Source organism: Micromonospora sp. DH13 (assembly GCF_020873825.1).
GTDB classification, from domain to species: Bacteria; Actinomycetota; Actinomycetes; order Mycobacteriales; family Micromonosporaceae; genus Micromonospora; species Micromonospora haikouensis.
This window is the reverse complement of sequence record NZ_JAHWGR010000011.1, coordinates 1-16,603: the sequence shown is the minus strand read 5'-3', so window position 1 is coordinate 16,603 and position 16,603 is coordinate 1. Positions and strand designations below refer to the sequence as shown.

The 16,603-nt window shown below is 74.3% G+C and carries 14 protein-coding genes; 7 read left to right on the top strand and 7 right to left on the bottom strand.

The window, feature by feature from the left end; translation table 11 throughout:
• Positions 1-210: 210 nt before the first annotated feature.
• Genes LPA42_RS13030 through pdhA form a run of 3 tightly spaced genes read right to left on the bottom strand, consistent with a single transcriptional unit; the run spans position 211 to position 3,889 of the window.
• Positions 211-1,716 carry a dihydrolipoamide acetyltransferase family protein gene (locus LPA42_RS13030; RefSeq protein WP_198956405.1) on the bottom strand — a complete coding sequence of 502 codons (1,506 nt, stop codon included), beginning with the start codon at positions 1,714-1,716 and terminating at the stop codon, positions 211-213.
• The gene (locus LPA42_RS13025; RefSeq protein ID WP_077935459.1) at positions 1,713-2,702 is read right to left on the bottom strand and encodes an alpha-ketoacid dehydrogenase subunit beta; all 990 of its coding nucleotides are present in this window, start codon (positions 2,700-2,702) and stop codon (positions 1,713-1,715) included. The genes LPA42_RS13030 and LPA42_RS13025 overlap by 4 nt, the downstream gene beginning before the upstream one ends.
• Positions 2,702-3,889: a pyruvate dehydrogenase (acetyl-transferring) E1 component subunit alpha gene (gene pdhA, locus LPA42_RS13020; RefSeq protein WP_077935460.1), complete on the bottom strand. Its 1,188-nt coding sequence runs from the start codon at positions 3,887-3,889 to the stop codon at positions 2,702-2,704. Before pdhA ends, LPA42_RS13025 begins: the two co-directional genes overlap by 1 nt.
• Before the next feature lie 511 nt (positions 3,890-4,400).
• On the opposite strand from pdhA, the gene LPA42_RS13015 reads away from it, so the two are divergent.
• Both LPA42_RS13015 and LPA42_RS13010 read left to right on the top strand, forming a co-directional pair.
• Positions 4,401-5,312: a hypothetical protein gene (locus LPA42_RS13015; RefSeq protein ID WP_228986576.1), complete on the top strand. Its 912-nt coding sequence runs from the start codon at positions 4,401-4,403 to the stop codon at positions 5,310-5,312.
• Positions 5,313-5,523: 211 nt separating this feature from the next.
• Positions 5,524-6,111: a phosphatase PAP2 family protein gene (locus LPA42_RS13010; RefSeq protein ID WP_144082507.1), complete on the top strand. Its 588-nt coding sequence runs from the start codon at positions 5,524-5,526 to the stop codon at positions 6,109-6,111.
• Positions 6,112-6,195: 84 nt separating this feature from the next.
• On the opposite strand, the gene LPA42_RS13005 is transcribed toward LPA42_RS13010, so the two are convergent.
• Genes LPA42_RS13005 through LPA42_RS12995 form a run of 3 tightly spaced genes read right to left on the bottom strand, consistent with a single transcriptional unit; the run spans position 6,196 to position 11,013 of the window.
• Complete coding sequence (locus LPA42_RS13005; protein ID WP_077935464.1) at positions 6,196-7,416, bottom strand: hypothetical protein; 1,221 nt, start codon at positions 7,414-7,416, stop codon at positions 6,196-6,198.
• A 55-nt stretch (positions 7,417-7,471) separates the two neighbouring features.
• Positions 7,472-9,169, bottom strand: coding sequence for a GTPase (locus LPA42_RS13000; protein WP_077935465.1), 1,698 nt, complete (start codon positions 9,167-9,169; stop codon positions 7,472-7,474).
• Positions 9,166-11,013, bottom strand: a complete 1,848-nt coding sequence (locus LPA42_RS12995) for a GTPase domain-containing protein (RefSeq protein ID WP_077935466.1) — start codon at positions 11,011-11,013, stop codon at positions 9,166-9,168. The genes LPA42_RS13000 and LPA42_RS12995 overlap by 4 nt, the downstream gene beginning before the upstream one ends.
• A 212-nt stretch (positions 11,014-11,225) precedes the next feature.
• On the opposite strand from LPA42_RS12995, the gene dnaK reads away from it, so the two are divergent.
• The 5 genes from dnaK to LPA42_RS12970 all read left to right on the top strand — a co-directional run bounded on the left by dnaK (position 11,226) and on the right by LPA42_RS12970 (position 16,008).
• A complete protein-coding gene (gene dnaK, locus LPA42_RS12990; RefSeq protein WP_077935467.1) occupies positions 11,226-13,082 on the top strand; it encodes a molecular chaperone DnaK in 1,857 nt (618 codons plus the stop codon).
• A 47-nt stretch (positions 13,083-13,129) separates the two neighbouring features.
• Positions 13,130-13,861 carry a nucleotide exchange factor GrpE gene (gene grpE, locus LPA42_RS12985; RefSeq protein WP_077935468.1) on the top strand — a complete coding sequence of 244 codons (732 nt, stop codon included), beginning with the start codon at positions 13,130-13,132 and terminating at the stop codon, positions 13,859-13,861.
• A gap of 79 nt (positions 13,862-13,940) precedes the next feature.
• Entirely contained in the window at positions 13,941-15,128 is a 1,188-nt protein-coding gene (gene dnaJ / locus LPA42_RS12980) for a molecular chaperone DnaJ (protein WP_043961132.1), read from the top strand.
• Positions 15,129-15,160: 32 nt separating this feature from the next.
• Complete coding sequence (locus LPA42_RS12975) at positions 15,161-15,595, top strand: heat shock protein transcriptional repressor HspR (protein WP_043961133.1); 435 nt, start codon at positions 15,161-15,163, stop codon at positions 15,593-15,595.
• A gap of 137 nt (positions 15,596-15,732) precedes the next feature.
• Positions 15,733-16,008 (top strand): hypothetical protein, encoded by a 276-nt coding sequence (locus LPA42_RS12970; protein WP_077935469.1) that lies wholly within the window; start codon positions 15,733-15,735, stop codon positions 16,006-16,008.
• 13 nt (positions 16,009-16,021) lie between these two features.
• On the opposite strand, the gene LPA42_RS12965 is transcribed toward LPA42_RS12970, so the two are convergent.
• The gene (locus tag LPA42_RS12965) at positions 16,022-16,453 is read right to left on the bottom strand and encodes a hypothetical protein (protein ID WP_074475634.1); all 432 of its coding nucleotides are present in this window, start codon (positions 16,451-16,453) and stop codon (positions 16,022-16,024) included.
• Positions 16,454-16,603: the final 150 nt, after the last annotated feature.

Genomic DNA, 16,603 nt, shown 5'->3' with positions numbered 1-16,603 from the left:
TCCTGGCTATTCGGTTGTCGGCCCCTTGATGACTCAATTGAACCGCATCCAGCCCCGAAGTTCCAACGATTAGTAGGTGAGCTGAGACACCTGCCTAAGGATCGTAGGTCAACGGGGTCTGGTGGCGGTGCTTTCTTCTTCCAACGGCAACGGCCGGTGTGCCGGGCGTTCACCCGTGGCACACCGGCCGTGGCTGGTGTCGGTTACCCGTCAGGTCCAGGCGAGCAGCGCCGCCTCCGGATCGGCCAGGAAGTCCCCGATGTCGCGGAGGAACTTCGAGCCGAGTTCGCCGTCGATGATCCGGTGATCGAAGGAGAGACCCAGCGTGGTCACCTGACGTGGGCGGACCTTGCCCTTGTGCACCCACGGCATCTCGCGGACCGCGCCGAACGCCAGGATCGCCGACTCGCCCGGGGGCAGGATCGGCGTGCCGGTGTCCACCCCGAACACCCCGACGTTGGTGATCGTCAGCGTGCCGCCGGACATGTCCGCCGGCGAGGTCCGGCCGGCCTTCGCCGTCTGCACCAGGTCGGTCAGCGCGTCCGCCAGCTCACGCAGCGTGAGTCGGCCGGCGTCCTTGATGTTCGGCACGATCAGGCCGCGCTCCGTGGCCGCCGCGATGCCCAGGTTGACGTACTCCTTGACGACGATCTCGTCGCCGGCCCACGTCGAGTTGACCATCGGGTGCCGGCGTACCGCCAGCAGCACCGCCTTGGCGACCAGCAGCAGCGGCGAGACCCGCACGTCGCGCCACTCCCGCCGGCCCCGCAGCCGGTCCAGGGCCTTCATCGTCCGGGTCACGTCGACGGTCAGGAACTCCGTCACATGCGGCGCGGTGAAGGCCGAGCGGGACATGTTCTCGGCGGTGAGCCTGCGTACCCCCTTGACCGGGATGCGCTGCTCGCGGTCGGCGCCGAAGGCCGCGGCCGACGTGGCCGGTGCCGCGACCGTCGGCGGCTCGGCCGCCGTCGCGGTCCCGCTCGCCGCCCGCTGTACGTCCTCCCGGGTGATCGAGCCGAGCGGCCCCGACCCGCGCAGCGAGCCGAGGTCCACGCCGAGGTCCTTGGCGAGCTTGCGCACCGGCGGCTTGGCCAGCACCAGCCCGCCGGGCCGCCCGTTGCCGTTCACGGTCGTCGCCGCCGCGACTGCTGCCGCTGCCGTGACCGGTGCCGCCGCGGGGACGGGCGCCGGGGCCGGCGCGGGCGGAACGGAGGCCGCCGGGGTGGCGGCCGGCCGCTCCGGGGACGCGCCCTTGCGCGGGCGGCGCTTGGCCGGCGCGTTGCGCGGGCCGTAGCCGACCAGCACGGCGGTGCGCCCGCCCGGCGCCACGCCGCCGATCAGCCCCGGCTCGACCATGCCCTCCTCGGGCGCGATCTCGACGGCGGCCAGGGACGCCGCCGACGGGGTCGGCAGGTCGGCGGCCGGCGCGCCCGTCGTCGACGCCTCGACCGGGCCCGCGCCCGGGTCGGTGTCGATCGCGATGATCGGCGTGCCGACCTCGACCGTGCTCCCCTCCGGGTGGAAGATCGACCGCACCTGGCCGGCCCACTTCGCGGGAATCTCGACGGCCGCCTTCGCCGTCTCCACCTCCACGATCGGCTGGTTCAGCTCGATCGTGTCGCCCTCTTTGACCAGCCAGGCGAGGATCTCGCCCTCGGTCAGCCCCTCGCCCAGGTCGGGCAGGTTGAACTCCTTGATCCGCGACACCCCGCTCACCACCCGAAGGCGCGGTCGACGGCGTCGAGCACCCGGTCGAGGTCCGGCAGGTATTCCTCCTCCACCCGGGACGCCGGGTAGGGGGTGTCGAAGCCGGTCACCCGCAGCACCGGGGCCTCCAGCGAGTAGAAGCACTCCTCGGTGACCCGGGCGGCGATCTCCGCGCCCAGACCCAGGTTGCCCGGGGCCTCGTGCACCACCACGCACCGGCCGGTGCGCCGCACCGACTCGTACACGGCGGTGAGGTCCAGCGGGGAGAGCGTGCGCAGGTCGACGACCTCCAGCTCCCGGCCGTCCTCGGCCGCGGCGGCCGCCGCGTCCAGGCAGGTCCGCACCATCGGCCCGTACGCCAGGACGGTGGCGTCCGTGCCGGCCCGCACTACCCGGGCCGAGTGCAGCGGGTACGCCGCCGACAGCGGGGCCTCCAGGTCGACCGGGCCCTTCTCCCAGTAGCGCCGCTTCGGCTCCAGGAAGACGATCGGGTCGTCCGAGGCGACCGCCTGCTGGATCATCCAGTACGCGTCCTGCGGGTTGGCGCAGGTCACGACCTTCAGGCCGGCGGTGTGCGCGAAGTACGCCTCCGGCGACTCCGAGTGGTGCTCGACCGCGCCGATGCCGCCCCCGTACGGAATGCGGATCACCATCGGGATGCGCACCTTGCCCTGCGAGCGGTAGTGCATCTTCGCCACCTGCGACACGATCTGGTCGTACGCGGGGTAGACGAAGCCGTCGAACTGGATCTCGCAGACCGGGCGGAAGCCGCGGATGGCCAGGCCGACCGCGGTGCCGATGATGCCGGACTCGGCCAGCGGGGTGTCGATCACCCGCTGGTCGCCGAAGTCCTTCTGGAGGCCGTCGGTGATCCGGAACACGCCGCCGAGCTTGCCGACGTCCTCGCCCATGATGACGACCTTCTGGTCGTGCTCCAGGGCCCGGCGCAGGCCGGCGTTGAGGGCCTTGCCGAGGGTGAGCGTCTCCGTGGCCATCAGTGGGCGCTCCCTTCGAACGACTCCAGGTAGCGGCTGAACTGCGCCCGCTGCTCGTCGAGCTCCGGGGACCCGTGCGGGTAGACGTGGTCGAACATCGTCACCGGCTCGGGGTTGGGCATGGCGAGCACCCGCTCGCGCAGGTGCACCGACTCGGCTCGGGCCTGCTCGTCGACCTCGGCGAAGAACGACCCGTCGGCGATCTTCTGCTTCTCCAGGAACGCCTTCATCCGGGCGATCGGGTCCTTGGCCTGCCAGGCCTCGACCTCGCTGGCGATCCGGTAGCGGGTCGGGTCGTCGGAGGTGGTGTGCGCCCCCATCCGGTAGGTGTACGCCTCGATCAGGCTCGGGCCCTGGCCGTGCCGCGCGTTGTCCAGCGCGTGCCGGGTCACCGCGTACGAGGCGAGCACGTCGTTGCCGTCCACCCGTACGCCGGGGAAGCCGAAGCCGCGCGCCCGCTGGTAGAGCGGGACGCGGGTCTGCCGCTCCAGGGGCTCGGAGATGGCGTACTGGTTGTTCTGGCAGAAGAACACCAGCGGGGCGTTGAAGACGCTGGCCCAGACGAACGCCTCGTTCACGTCGCCCTGGCTGGTCGCACCGTCGCCGAAGTAGGCGATCACCGCCTCGCCGTCGTCGCCGCCGGTCTTGCCGTCCATGTGGACGCCCATCGCGTACCCGGTCGCGTGCAGGGTCTGCGCCCCGATGACGATCGTGTACATGTTGAACTTGAACTCGTTCGGGTCCCAGCCGCCCTGGTCGACGCCCCGGAACAGGCCGAGCGGCATGATCGGGTCGATGCCACGGCAATAGAGCACGCCGTGCTCGCGGTAGGTCGGGAAGGCCATGTCCTGGCTGCGCAGCGCCCGCCCGGAGCCGACCTGTGCCGCCTCCTGGCCGAGCAGGCTGGCCCACAGCCCCAGCTCGCCCTGCCGCTGCAACGCGGTGGCCTCGGCGTCGAGCTTGCGGACCAGCACGAGGTCGCGGTAGAGCCCTCGGTACTCCTCGTCGGTGAAGTCGACGCGGTACTCCGTGCCGTCCGGCCCGAACGCGCTCTCGACACGCTCTCCGGTGGGCGTGAGCAGCTGCACGAGTTCCGGGTCGCCGCCAGCCGTCGCGGCCGTTCGCTTGGCACGGGGTGCGGCTCGCCGGCCGCGGGTGGTGGTGACCCCGGGGTCGCCCTTTGCCATCCGTCTCTCCCTGTCGTGGTCTGCGCCGGCACCGGGGGTGACCCGCTCCGCGCAGTGTGTGCACCCGCCCGGCTGGTGCCGGACTGGTTCCTGGCGGCCGCGCCTAGCCCCGGTGAGGGTTGCCGCGCGGCGTGAGCCGGATTCCGTGCGAACCCGGTTCGGGAGCGCCGGCGTCGTACCGCGCCTGCCGCAGGGTGCGCGGAGGTCGCGGCTGCGTTGCCGTCGTGCCCCAAATGATGGCAGAGGAGGTGAGCGCGCCCACAGTACGCCCGCCCCGGATTCCGGGCGCTGTCGGGTTTGTGGCTGGTGGGGCCCGCTGTCCCCGGAGGATCGTGAGTGACCGGGGCGGGCCGGACAATTTGTGTGTCGACACGCGGTGGCTCCTGGTGAACTGGCCGTCACTGAGTCAAGCTGATGATGCCGGTCGGGCGTTTCATGGGTTTATGCCCGTTTTGGTCCCTGGGGGATCGCCCGTCCCGCATCGATGATCGACGACGGACGAGGAGTGCGCGTGTCCCAGCCAGGTGAGGGTCCCACCGTGCCGCTGCTCGGCCGGCACCGTGCGGCCGGGGGCAGCTTTCGTCGGGTCGTCGGGGCGCACCGCGCCCCCGGCTCCGGTGCCCCCGGGCGCGGATACCTCTTCACGGTCGCCCTGCTCGCCGGCACCGCCTCCATGCCGATCCTCGCCGCCATCAGCACCGGGTCGGCCACCGTGGGCAGCACCGCACTCCCCGACAGCAGCACCCCGTTCATCCCCACGCGTTCCGTCGGGCCGGTGATCGTGCCGGCGACCGGCCAGCCCGCGACCGCCCCCTCGACCCCGCCGGGCACGGCCGCGGTGCCGCAGCCCGAGCTGCCCGGTCCGGGCCTTCCGCCGCCCGCGCCCGCGCCGATCGTGCCGGCCGCCTCCGACCGGTCGGATCCCGAGGCGGTCCACCGCCCGCCGCCCCGGGTGCCTACCCTGCCCCCGCCGCCCACCGTGACCCCGACCCCCACCCCGACGCCGCACCCCTCCCCGGCCCCGGCGCCGACCGGGGAACCCATGCCTCCGACCACGCCGCCGACCGAGCCGACGGCGACCCTCTCCGCCTCGGCCCAGGTGCCGAGCCCGTCGTCGGGCACCGAGCCGACCGCGAGCGCGGAGCCCACCGCCGGCCCCGACCCGACGACGACCGGTGGACCAGTCCCCGAGACCGCTCTCACCGCGCCCCAGGTCGCTCCCCCGGCGTTCCCGACCACTCCTGCGGTGTCCCCGGTCGTGCCCACGGCGGTGCCCAGGCCGCCCACACACCGCCGCCCGGCGTCCACCCCGTCCAGCCACCCCAGCCCGACGCCGCAGACTCCGGCTGTGCCGCCGCAGCCCACCACCGGCTCGCCCGTCGGCCCCGCCGTGGGCGACGACCGCCCACCCGCCACCCGGTGAGGCCGGTTACCGCCGGCCGGCCCGGCCCGCGTGACGATGGCCCGGGCACCCGGCCGAGATCGCAGACCGGCGAGCGACGACCGGGGCCGCAGGTCGGCGAGCGGCGACCGGGGCCGCACGGCGGTAAGCGACGACCGGGGCCGCACGGCGGGGAGCGACAGGGCTGAGCAGACCGGATCGTCCCCCAGCGGAAGAAGAGCGCCTCCACGTCATGCCCGGCCCCGGGCTGCGCGCCGCCCGCCTGATCACCGAGCTGACCGCGCCCGCCGTCCTGGTGACCGTGCTGACCATGCTGGTCGGCTGGTTCGGCGGGAACGGCGGCGCGCACGGGCTGGCCTGGGGGCTGCTTGCCACCGTCTTCGCCAGCGGGATTCCGTTCGCGTACATCGTCGGCGGGGTACGCCGCGGGCGACTCACCGACCACCACGTCGGTGTGCGGGAACAGCGCCGGACGCCGCTGCTCTTCGGGCTCGCCTCGGCGGCGGTCGGCTGGGCACTGCTCGCCGCGTTCGGTGCCCCCCGCCCGCTGCTGGCGCTGGTGGCGGCCGGCGTGGTGGGGCTCGTGGTGGCGGTGACCGTGAGCCACTGGTGGAAGATGTCGATCCACACGGCCGTGGCCGCCGGCGCGGTGGTGGTGCTGGTGCTCACCTTCGGCCCCCCGCTGTTGGCCGCCGTGCCGGTGCCGGTGCTTGCCGGCTGGTCCCGGGTGCGGTTGCGGGCCCACACCCTGCCCCAGGTGCTGATCGGCGGGACGGTCGGCGGGCTGGTGGCCGGAGCCGTCTACGGCGCGCTGACCTGAGCGGACCGCCTGCCGGCCCGGCCAGGCCCTTCGACCAGGGCCGGGCCGAGCCGGGTCAGGCGCCGCGGTGGGGGTCGTGCCGGGTCAGGCCCCGTCGTCGGCGAGCCGGTGCCGGTTCGCCTCGATCCAGGCGTCGAGGGCGGCCGGGTCGTCCGGGTCCACCCCGTCGGCCATCAGCTGGGCCACCGCCGCCGTGGCGGGGCTGCGGCGCTCGCCGGTGGAGTAGAGGCGGGCGAACTCGGGGATCATCTCCTCGACGGCCGTGTCGGTGCGCTCCGCCGCCGCCTGCGGCAGCCCCTTGCGCCGGGCCGCGTAGGCCGCCCAGCCGCGCAGCACCCGGGGCAGCATCGCGGCGTCGTCCATGTCGAGCACGGCCCGCCGGTGCACCCAGTCGAGCAGGAACAGCTCGGCGACCGTGGGACTCCAGCGCAGCGCGTCGGCGTCGGGGAAGCTCGCCGCGTGGTCGAGCAGCAGGCTGAGGCAGAAGTGCAGCGAGGCCAGCCCCGCGTCGTCGGACGGGTCGAGGTCGTAGCGGGCGGCCTCGGGCGAGGCGAGGAACGCCCGGACCAGTTCCGTGCGCTGGTCGCCGGAGAGGGGCTCGGCGTCCCGGGTGGCCCCGGCGGTCGGCGGGGGCAGCAGCGCCAGCCGGGCACCGGCCAGCGCCCGGTCGGTGGCGAGGGACCCTTCGGCGGGCAGCTCGCCCAGGTCGTCGGTGACGGCCAGGTGCCGGCCGACCTCGCCGTGCATCCGGGCCGGGTCCTCCTCCCGGAACCACGTCAGCTCGTCGCCGTCGACCATCTCCCGGACCTGCTCGACGATGCGTCCCGCCGGGCCGCCCACGAAGACGTCCTTGGTGATGCCGATGTTGTGGTCGACCAGGGCCACCAGCGCGTGCTCGGGGCCGCCGGCCGCGTCGTCGTAGGCGAACGTGGCGAGGTAGGAGGTCTGGTCGCCGTACACGTCGCCGTAGCTCCAGGTGCCGGTGAGGTGCACCCGCCCGAGGTGCGCGGACCAGGCCGGGGCCTGGGTGCCGGGGTTGACCTTCGCCGCGCCCTCGGCGTCGGGCACCAGGGCGGCGAAGACGGAGCGGATGGTCCTCGCCGCCGCCGTGCGGCGGCGGGAGGTGGCGGCGAGGAAGCCCGTGACGAACTCCCGGACGGCCGCCTCCCGGTCGGTCTCCGCGACCGAGTAGACGCTGCCGAGCAGCGCCGCGCCGAGCATCTCGGCATCGAGAGCGGTGTCGAGCCTGGTCACGTCGCGTGCGGCGTGCAGCACCGCGTCGTAGGGGGTCTGAGGCGTGGCCATGCGTCGACCCTACGCCCGCCGACGGTCCCCGAACAGCGAAGAAAGACGCCGGTCGTCAGCGGCGGGCGGCGTCCCGCAGCGCCTGCCATGCCTGCCCGTGGCGGGCCAGCACCGCCCGCACCGGCTCCACCACGTGCTCCTGCCCGACCGCGCCGACGGCGAGGGTGAGCCGCTTCTCGGCCCGGCCGCGCGCCCGGCGGGCCGCCCACCGCACCACGGGCCTGGTCGACGCGGCCACCAACAGCCCGGCGAGCAGGCCGCCGAGCAGCAGCACGGTGGGCAGCGGTGCCTCACCGACGCGCGGATAGTCCAGGGCGGGCAGGCCGAGCGCGCGCAGCGCGTAGCCGAGCGCGAGCCAGCCGAGGCCGGCCACGGCCGCGAGGGTGACCAGCCACTGCATCCCGCCGACGATCCGCCACCAGGCGGGCCGGTGGTCCAGCCCGAGGTCGGTCTGCGCCACCGCGCGGTCCAGGGCGTCCGGGAGGTCACCGAGCCGGGACCGGGCGGCCGTGGTCACGGCGGTCGCCCACGGGTCGGGCAGGTCGGTGCCGGCTCGGTCGGCCACCGCCCGCACGGCCAGCCCCAGCGCCGAGCGCTGCGCGGCGCTCGGTTCGGGTACGGAGGTCGCGGCGACCGGGCTCTCCGCCGGGTCGACGACGTCGCCGCCGCCGGTGGGCGGGCCGGGCAGGTGCAGCCGGCGCAGCGGGTCGGGGCGCAGCCGCCGCCAGCCGCGCACCAGCGGCCAGCCGGTGCTCGCGGCGGCCCGGTGCCGGTAGGCCCCCTCGACCGCCTCCGCCACCGCCGGCACCCCGGCCGCGCCGGCCAGCGCCCGGGTCAGCCCCGAGGAGGGGCCGGTGTCCGGCACGTCGGTCGGGGGCTCGGCGGCGACCAGTTCCGCCAGCCCGGCGACGACCGTGTCGACGTCGCCGGCGAGGCGGCGCAGGGCGGCCTGCCGCTCGGCGACGGTGCGCTCCAGCGTGGCCCGCAGCTCGGTGATCCCGTTCGGGTCGACGGCGGTGGTGGTCAGCAGCGGCACCCCGCCCAGCTCGTCGGCGTCGAGGAGCCGGCGCAGGTCGGCCAGGACGCGGGGCAGCTCGGCCGGGGGCAGCCGGTCGGCCTGGTTGAGCACGACCAGCGTCACGTCCCGGTGCCGGTGGAACTCGCGCAGGTAGCTGGTGTGGACCACCCGGTCGGCGTACTTCTGCGGGTCGACGACCCAGATCACCAGGTCGACCAGGCCGAGCAGCCGGTCGACCTCCAGCCGGTGCGACCGCTGCACCGAGTCGAAGTCGGGCAGGTCGAGCAGGACGAGCCCGTGCAGGGCCGACTCGTCGTCGCCGTCGAGCGCGCTCTCCCGGACGAACCGGTGCCGGGGCAGCACGCCGGTCCAGTCGAGCAGCCGGGTCGCGCCGTCGAGCGGGCCCCAGACGCAGGCGTGCGCCACGCCGGTGGTGGGGCGGCGCACCCCGACCGGGGACAACTCGAACCGGGCGAGCGCGTTGAACAGGCTCGACTTGCCGCTGCCGGTGGCACCGGCGAGGGCGACGACGGTGTGGTCGCGGGAGAGCGCGAGCCGCGTGCCGGCCCGTTCGACGAGGGTGTGCGCGGGCACGAGCTGGGTGTCCGGGAGCTGGCCGTCGGCCGCTTCGAGGAACCGCCGGACGGCCGCCAGGCGGGCGATCAGCGCGTCCGGGTCGACCCGCTGGTCGCCGCGCAGCGCCTCGCGCACCCGGCCGACGAGGTTCGGGGTCACCGCGCTCCGCCTTCCGGGGCCAGGGCCGGGGGCAGGGCCGCCGCGCCGGCCGCCACGAGGCCGCTGCGGTGCCGGGCCTGCTCGACCTGCTCGGCGGCCGTCCGCAGGGCGTCTCCGGCGTCCGCCGCCGGCCGGGCGGTCGCCGTGCGGGACAGGAACCGGGTGGCTTCGGCGTCGAGCAGCTCGCGGACCCGCGCGAGCAGGTCGCCCCGGGCCTTCGCGGCCAGCGTACGCACGGCCTGGTCGCCGAAGATCGCCTGGAGTACGGCCTGCCCGGCGACCGTGGTGCCGGCCCCCGTGGCGACCTCCAGCCCGGTCGGGATGAACGCGGTCGAGGCGAACACGGCGATCATCACGGCCAGCCCGGTGGCGTTGACCGCGTACGCGGCGGTGCGGGCGACGAACCGCCGGTCGGCGCCCTCGGACCGGACCAGCTCCAGCACCCCGCGCTGCCAGTCGCGGACCAGGCGTTCGGCGCGGTCGGGGAAGTCGGTGCCCGGGTGGGCGAGCGGCGGGTCGAGCAGGGCCGCCCCGGCGGGGTGTGCCCGCCACCCGGTGTAGGCGTTCTCGGCCGCCTCGGCGGCGACCCCGCGCAGCAGCGTGACGAGCTGCGACTCGATGGCGTCGCGCAGCTCGGTGGCGGGGGCGGGCCGGCCGGTCACCGCCGCCAGGAGCCGGTCCCGCAGCCGGCCGATCCGCGCCTCCAGGGTGCGGAAGAACTCACCGGTGCCGACGAACTCCTGCCAGCGGGCGAGCACCTCGCCGCGCAGCAGCCGGCCGTCGCGCAGCCCCTGCTCCACGACGCGTTCGGCCCCCTGGTAGGCGGCGACGACCCGGTCGTCGAGGGCGTCGGCGGCGGCCCCCTGCTCGTCGGCGGCGTCGGCCAGGCCCGCGACGGCCGGGACCAGCGCGGCCAGCGCGCCGTCGAGGGTCTGCCGGACGACGGCGGCGCGCGCCCCGGCGTCGGCGGCGAGCCGGGAGAACCAGCTCCCCAACGGGTCGGTGACCTTGTCGGGCAGCAGGCCCTGGCCGTCGACCCAGGTCTCCGGGAGGACGAACAGGGGTGCCGCGCCGAGGCCCTGCTCGGCGAGCATCTCGGCCAGGTGGGCGGCGACCTCGTCGGTGGCCTCCGCCGGCACCCGGTCGAGCACCATGGCGATCACCACCCCCCGGGCCCGGGCGGTGTGCAGCAGCTCCCAGGGGACCGCGTCGGCGTAGCGGGCGGCGGTGGTGACGAAGAGCCAGAGGTCGGCGGCGGCGAGGAGCTGGCCGGCGAGCGCGCGGTTGGCGTCGACCACGGAGTCGATGTCGGGGGCGTCGAGGAAGGCCAGCCCGGCGGGGAGCGCCGGGGCGGTGACGAGCTGGAGGGTGCCCGGATCCTCGCTCGGCTCGTTGGTGCGGGTGAGGCCGGGCAGCAGCTCGCCCTGGCGGAACCAGCCGGAGTCGGCGGGGTTGCAGACGAGCACCGGGGAGCGGGTGGTCGGCCGGAGCACCCCGGCGGCGCTGACCCGGGCCTGGACGAGGCTGTTGACCAGCGTCGACTTGCCGGCCCCGGTGGAGCCGCCGACGACCACGAGCAGCGGCGCGTCGAGCCGGGCGAGCCGGGGCAGGAGATAGTCGTCGAGCTGCGCGGTGAGGCTCGCGCCGATCTGTCGGGCTGCCTCGGCCGAGGGCAGGGCGAGCGGAAAGCGGGCCGCGCCGATCGCGGCCCGCAGGGCGGTGAGCGCGGCGGGCAGGTCGTCCCCGGAAGGGCCGGACGGGTCCTCCCCGGCATCCCCCGTGCCGGTACGGGCGGCGACGGCGGGCGAACCGGTTCCGATGGCGGGATCGCCGTGCGTCGTCACCGCTAAAGCGTGCCCGACCAACGCAAGGTAAGACAACCGGGCTCCCCCGAACGCGAGGTTGCGTCGGGTCGGCTCAACTCGACTTGACGATCGCCGTACGCGTGGCACTATTGAGTCAAGTTCACTCAACTTGTGGCGAGCGAGCGGCGGGACAACCCCCGCCACCTGCTCCGACGCGAGAAGCCTCCAACGTAAGAAGCGAGGAAGCGAAGATGGCACGTGCGGTCGGTATCGACCTCGGCACGACGAACTCCTGCGTCAGCGTTCTCGAGGGCGGTGAGCCCACCGTCATCGCGAACGCTGAGGGCTCGCGGACGACCCCGTCGATCGTCGCGTTCGCCCGCAACGGGGAGGTCCTCGTCGGCGAGGTCGCCAAGCGCCAGGCGGTGACGAACCCGGACCGGACCATCCGGTCGGTCAAGCGGGAGATCGGCACCAACTGGACCGTCGACATCGACGGCAAGAAGTACACCCCGCAGGAGATCTCGGCCCGGACGCTGATGAAGCTCAAGCGGGACGCCGAGGCGTACCTGGGCGAGCAGATCACCGACGCGGTGATCACCGTCCCGGCCTACTTCAACGACGGCCAGCGTCAGGCCACCAAGGAGGCCGGCGAGATCGCCGGCTTCAACGTGCTGCGGATCGTGAACGAGCCGACCGCGGCGGCCCTGGCGTACGGGCTGGACAAGGGCTCCAAGGAGCAGACCGTCCTGGTCTTCGACCTCGGCGGCGGCACCTTCGACGTGTCGCTGCTGGAGCTGGCCGAGGGCGTCGTCGAGGTCAAGTCGACCAGCGGCGACAACCAGCTCGGCGGCGACGACTGGGACCAGCGGATCATCGACCACCTGGTGAAGACCTTCCGGGGCGAGCACGGCATCGACCTGGCCCAGGACAAGATGGCCCTCCAGCGGCTGCGCGAGGCGGCCGAGAAGGCCAAGATCGAGCTGTCGGCGGCCACCACCACCAACATCAACCTGCCGTACATCACGGCCGGCTCCGCCGGCCCGCTGCACCTGGACGTGACGCTCAGCCGCGCCGAGTTCCAGCGGATGACGCAGGACCTGCTGGACCGCTGCAAGGGCCCGTTCGAGCAGGCCGTCAAGGACGCCGGGATCAAGGTCGCCGACGTCGACCACGTCATCCTCGTCGGCGGCTCCACCCGGATGCCGGCCGTCACCGACCTGGTCAAGCAGCTCACCGGCCGTGACCCGAACAAGGGCGTCAACCCCGACGAGGTCGTCGCCGTCGGCGCGGCCCTGCAGGCCGGCGTGCTCAAGGGCGAGGTCAAGGACGTCCTGCTGCTCGACGTGACCCCGCTGAGCCTGGGCATCGAGACCAAGGGCGGCATCTTCACCAAGCTCATCGAGCGCAACACCACCATCCCGACCAAGCGCTCCGAGGTCTTCACCACGGCCGACGACAACCAGCCGTCGGTGCTGATCCAGGTGTTCCAGGGCGAGCGGGAGATCGCGGCCTACAACAAGAAGCTCGGCACCTTCGAGCTGACCGGCCTCCCGCCCGCGCCGCGCGGCGTGCCGCAGATCGAGGTCACGTTCGACATCGACGCCAACGGCATCGTGAACGTGCACGCGAAGGACCTGGGCACCGGCAAGGAACAGAAGATGACGATCACCGGCGGCTCCTCGCTGCCGAAGGACGACATCGAGCGGATGCGCCGCGACGCCGAGGAGCACGCCGACGACGACAAGCGCCGCCGCGAGGAGGCGGAGACCCGCAACGTCGCCGAGGCGCTCCAGTGGCAGACCGAGAAGTTCCTCGCCGAGAGCGGCGACAAGCTGCCGGGCGAGAACCGGGAGCAGCTCAACGAGGCGCTCGGCGAGCTGCGCGGCGCGCTCGGCGGCCAGGACATCGACAAGATCAAGGCGGCCCACGAGAAGCTCGCGCAGGTCTCCCAGCAGGCCGGCTCGCTGCTCTACGCGTCCCAGCAGGCCGAGCAGGGCGAGCAGCCGGGGGCGGCCGGCCCGGGTGCCGGCGCGACCGGTGGCGCCAAGGCCGGCGGCGCCGACGACGTGGTCGACGCGGAGATCGTGGACGAGGACAAGAAGTGACGATCCGCCTCGGACACGTATCGACGGCCAAGGGATGAGGTAACCGCATGACGGAGAAGCCACGAGCCGCCGACCCGGTGGAGTCCGGGTCGACGCCGGGTGGCTCCGCGACCGCCGAAGAGCAGCCGCGGGTCGTCATCCGTGACAACCGCAAGATCAGTAAGTCCGAGGTGCCCGCCGCGGCCGACGCCGGGGCCGACACCCCGGCGGAGGGCCTGGTCGAGGACGCCGAGATCGTGGTCGACGAGATCGAGGTCGAGGCCGCGTCGGTGGACGGGCCGCCCGTCGTCGACGCCCCGGCCCAGCCGGTCGAGGGCGCTGCGCCGCCCGCCGGCCCGCCGCTCGGCGCGGAGCTGGAGGCGCTGCGGGCCGAGCTGGACGAGCGGACCCGAGACCTGCAACGGGTGACGGCGGAGTACGCCAACTACCGCAAGCGGGTGGACCGGGACCGCAGCCTCGTCCAGGAGCAGGCGACCGGTTCGGTGCTCGCCGCACTGCTGCCGATCCTCGACGACCTGGACCGCGCCCGCGAGCACGGCGACCTGGTGGGCCCGTTCGGCACGGTTGCCGAGCAGCTCACCACCGCGCTGGGCAAGTTCGGCCTGTCGGCGTTCGGCGAGCAGGGCGACCCGTTCGACCCGACCCGGCACGAGGCGGTGGCCCACCAGAGGTCCGCCGACGTGACCGAGCCGACCTGCGTGCAGGTCATGCGCCGGGGCTACCAGCTCGGCGAGCGGCTGCTGCGGCCGGCCATGGTCGCGGTCGCCGACCCGGAGTAGTGCCGACCCGTGTCGTCCCGTCCGTCCGCACCGGGCGGACGGGACGTCCGGGGTACGTCCCGTGGAAGGGGGTGGACCGGTGAGTACCAAGGACTGGATCGAGAAGGACTACTACGCCACGCTGGGCGTGCAGAAGTCCGCCTCCTCGGACGAGATCAAGAAGTCGTACCGGAAACTGGCCCGGGAGTCGCACCCGGACCACAACCCGGGCGACTCCGGTGCCGAGGAGCGGTTCAAGGCCGTCTCCGAGGCGTACGCGGTGCTCGGCGACGAGGCCAAGCGCCGCGAGTACGACGAGATGCGCTCGCTGTTCGGCTCGGGTCAGTTCCGGCGCAACGCCCGGGGTCCGGGCGGCCCCGGCGGGCAGCCGTTCGACGTGTCCGACCTGTTCGGCGGCGCGGCGGGCGGCGGTGACCGGCGCTTCGGCGGGGCCGGCTTCCAGGACCTGTTCAGCTCGATCTTCTCCGGTGGCGGCGGTGCCGGCGGCCCGGCCCGCGCGCGCGGCCCGGCGAAGGGCCGGGACATCGAGACCGAGGTGGCGCTCGACTTCGGCGACGCGGTACGCGGGGTCACCCTCCCGCTGACCCTGCGCGCGCCGGGGATCTGCGACACGTGCGCCGGCAGCGGGGCGAAGCCGGGCACCTCGCCGGTGACCTGCCAGGTCTGCCACGGTGCCGGGGTGACCAACCGCAACCAGGGGTCGTTCAGCTTCTCCGAGCCGTGCCGCAACTGCCAGGGCGTGGGGACGGTCGTCGAGGAGAAGTGCCCGGAGTGCCACGGCACCGGCGGGGTCACCAAGACCCGCACGCTGAACGTCCGCTTCCCCGCCGGGGTGGCCGACGGCCAGCGGATCCGGCTGAACGGGCGCGGCGAGCCGGGCGAGCGCGGCGGCCCGGCCGGCGACCTGTACGTGCACGTGAAGGTGCGGCCGGACGAGTTGTTCGGGCGTACCGGGGACGACCTGACCCTGACCGTGCCGATCACCTTCCCGGAGGCCGTGCTCGGCACGGACCTTCGGGTGCCCACGCTCGACGGCACGGTGACCCTGCGGGTCCCGCCGGGCACGCCCAGCGGCCGGGTGCTGCGCGCCCGGGGCAAGGGCGTCGTGCGCCGCGACGGAAAGGCCGGTGACCTCCTGGTCACCCTCGACGTGGTGGTCCCGGCCGGGGTGTCCGACGAGGCGCGGGCGGCGCTGGAGGCGTTCGCCGAGCAGACCCCGCCGGCCGCCCGGGAACATCTCGACGCCCGGGTGCGTCGGTTCAGTTGAGCCTGCTGGAGTGTGTGCGGAGGTGAGCGGGGATGGCGGGAGAGCACGTCGGCTCGGGTGACCCTGCCTACGAGGCCAAGGTGCTGATGATCTCGGTCGCGGCGCGGATGGCGGGGATGCACCCCCAGACCCTGCGCCAGTACGACCGGCTCGGCCTGGTGCAGGCCGGCCGGGCGGCCGGCGGCGGGCGCCGCTACAGCGTCCGGGACGTGGTGCTGCTGCGCGAGGTGCAGCGGCTCAGCCAGGACGAGGGGGTCAACCTCGCCGGGGTCAAGCGGATCATCGGCCTGGAACGCCTGCTGGAGCAGGCCCAGCAGCGGATCGCGCGGCTGGAGGCCGAGCTGGACGCCGCGTACCGGCGGGTGGCGGAGCTGGAGTCCCTCGCCCGGTTCCCGGGCAGCGACCTGGTGCCGACCAACCGCACCTCCACCGCCCTGGTGGTCTGGCGTCCCCGGCGCGACCGCTGACCCGCCGCTCACCCCGCCGGAGCATCGTCGGCCCGGTCCGCTTCCCGGAACCCCGGCGCGGGCCGGGCCGGCTCCACTAACCTGCGAATCAGGCCGGCCCGCACGATCCGGGCCCACCGCGCTGGCGAGGGGGAGCCATGTCGGAACAGGCCAAGAAGGTGGCGCAGCAGGCGGAGGAGCGGCTCGACCGGGTCGCCAAGTCCGCCCGGCAGCGGTTCGACAAGATCACCGAGGGCCGGTTCACGGACAAGGTCCGGGAGGGCCGGTTCGCCGACCGGGGCGACCACGGCACCGACCGGGGCCGGGCCGACCAGGGCTCCGGGCAGGCCGACCGGCGCTCCGGGCAGGATGCGCGGGACGCGCGCGGCGGGCGGGACCAGCGCGGCGAGGGGCGCGGCGGGACGGCCGCCTGAGGCGGCCCCGGCGTCAGCCGATGCGGCGGTTCTCGCGGACCAGGCCGCCCTCGCACCAGTCCCGGTAGACGAACAGGTGGGGGCGCGCCAGCAGCACGCGGCTGTTGTGCGCCCACGTCCGCATCATCTCGTCGCCGGTCCGCTCCGACTGCTCGACCAGCTTGCGGAAGCGGCGCTTCGGGTGGGCGCGGAAGTTCGTCCGGATGCCGTCGGCGGCATAGATGTAGAGGCAGTGCAGCGCGAACCGGCGGGCCGGGCAGGCCGGGTCCATCGCCAACTCGAAGAGCGTCTGCACCAGGTGGTCCCCGGAGACCAGCAGGTCCCAGTCCGGCGGCATCGACGTCAACGGCACCGAATCGGGGTGGTACGCCCACGCCCGCAACTCCGCCGGGGACGGGTCGACGGGGTTGGCGAAGCCGTGGAACGTCGAGTCCTGCACGCTCACCGGCCAACCTTCCGCTCGCGCCCGAGGGCGACCGACCGGCCTCCCACGGACCCTTGCTGCTGGGGCGAAACGGTAACCCGGTCCGCCGACCAGGGGGAAGGGGCTCCCAGCACAATTCGGCATCCGATGGACGCGGGGCGGGGCCGGCCG

What these genes read in the sequence shown, in the direction of transcription:
- LPA42_RS13025 (WP_077935459.1), bottom strand. Translation starts at nt 2,702, where the DNA reads ATGGCCACGGAGACGCTCACCCTCGGCAAGGCCCTCAACGCCGGCCTG.
- LPA42_RS13005 (WP_077935464.1), bottom strand. Translation starts at nt 7,416, where the DNA reads ATGGCCACGCCTCAGACCCCCTACGACGCGGTGCTGCACGCCGCACGC.
- LPA42_RS12970 (WP_077935469.1), top strand. Translation starts at nt 15,733, where the DNA reads ATGTCGGAACAGGCCAAGAAGGTGGCGCAGCAGGCGGAGGAGCGGCTC.
- grpE (WP_077935468.1), top strand. Translation starts at nt 13,130, where the DNA reads ATGACGGAGAAGCCACGAGCCGCCGACCCGGTGGAGTCCGGGTCGACG.
- dnaK (WP_077935467.1), top strand. Translation starts at nt 11,226, where the DNA reads ATGGCACGTGCGGTCGGTATCGACCTCGGCACGACGAACTCCTGCGTC.
- LPA42_RS13010 (WP_144082507.1), top strand. Translation starts at nt 5,524, where the DNA reads ATGCCCGGCCCCGGGCTGCGCGCCGCCCGCCTGATCACCGAGCTGACC.
- LPA42_RS12975 (WP_043961133.1), top strand. Translation starts at nt 15,161, where the DNA reads ATGGCGGGAGAGCACGTCGGCTCGGGTGACCCTGCCTACGAGGCCAAG.
- pdhA (WP_077935460.1), bottom strand. Translation starts at nt 3,889, where the DNA reads ATGGCAAAGGGCGACCCCGGGGTCACCACCACCCGCGGCCGGCGAGCC.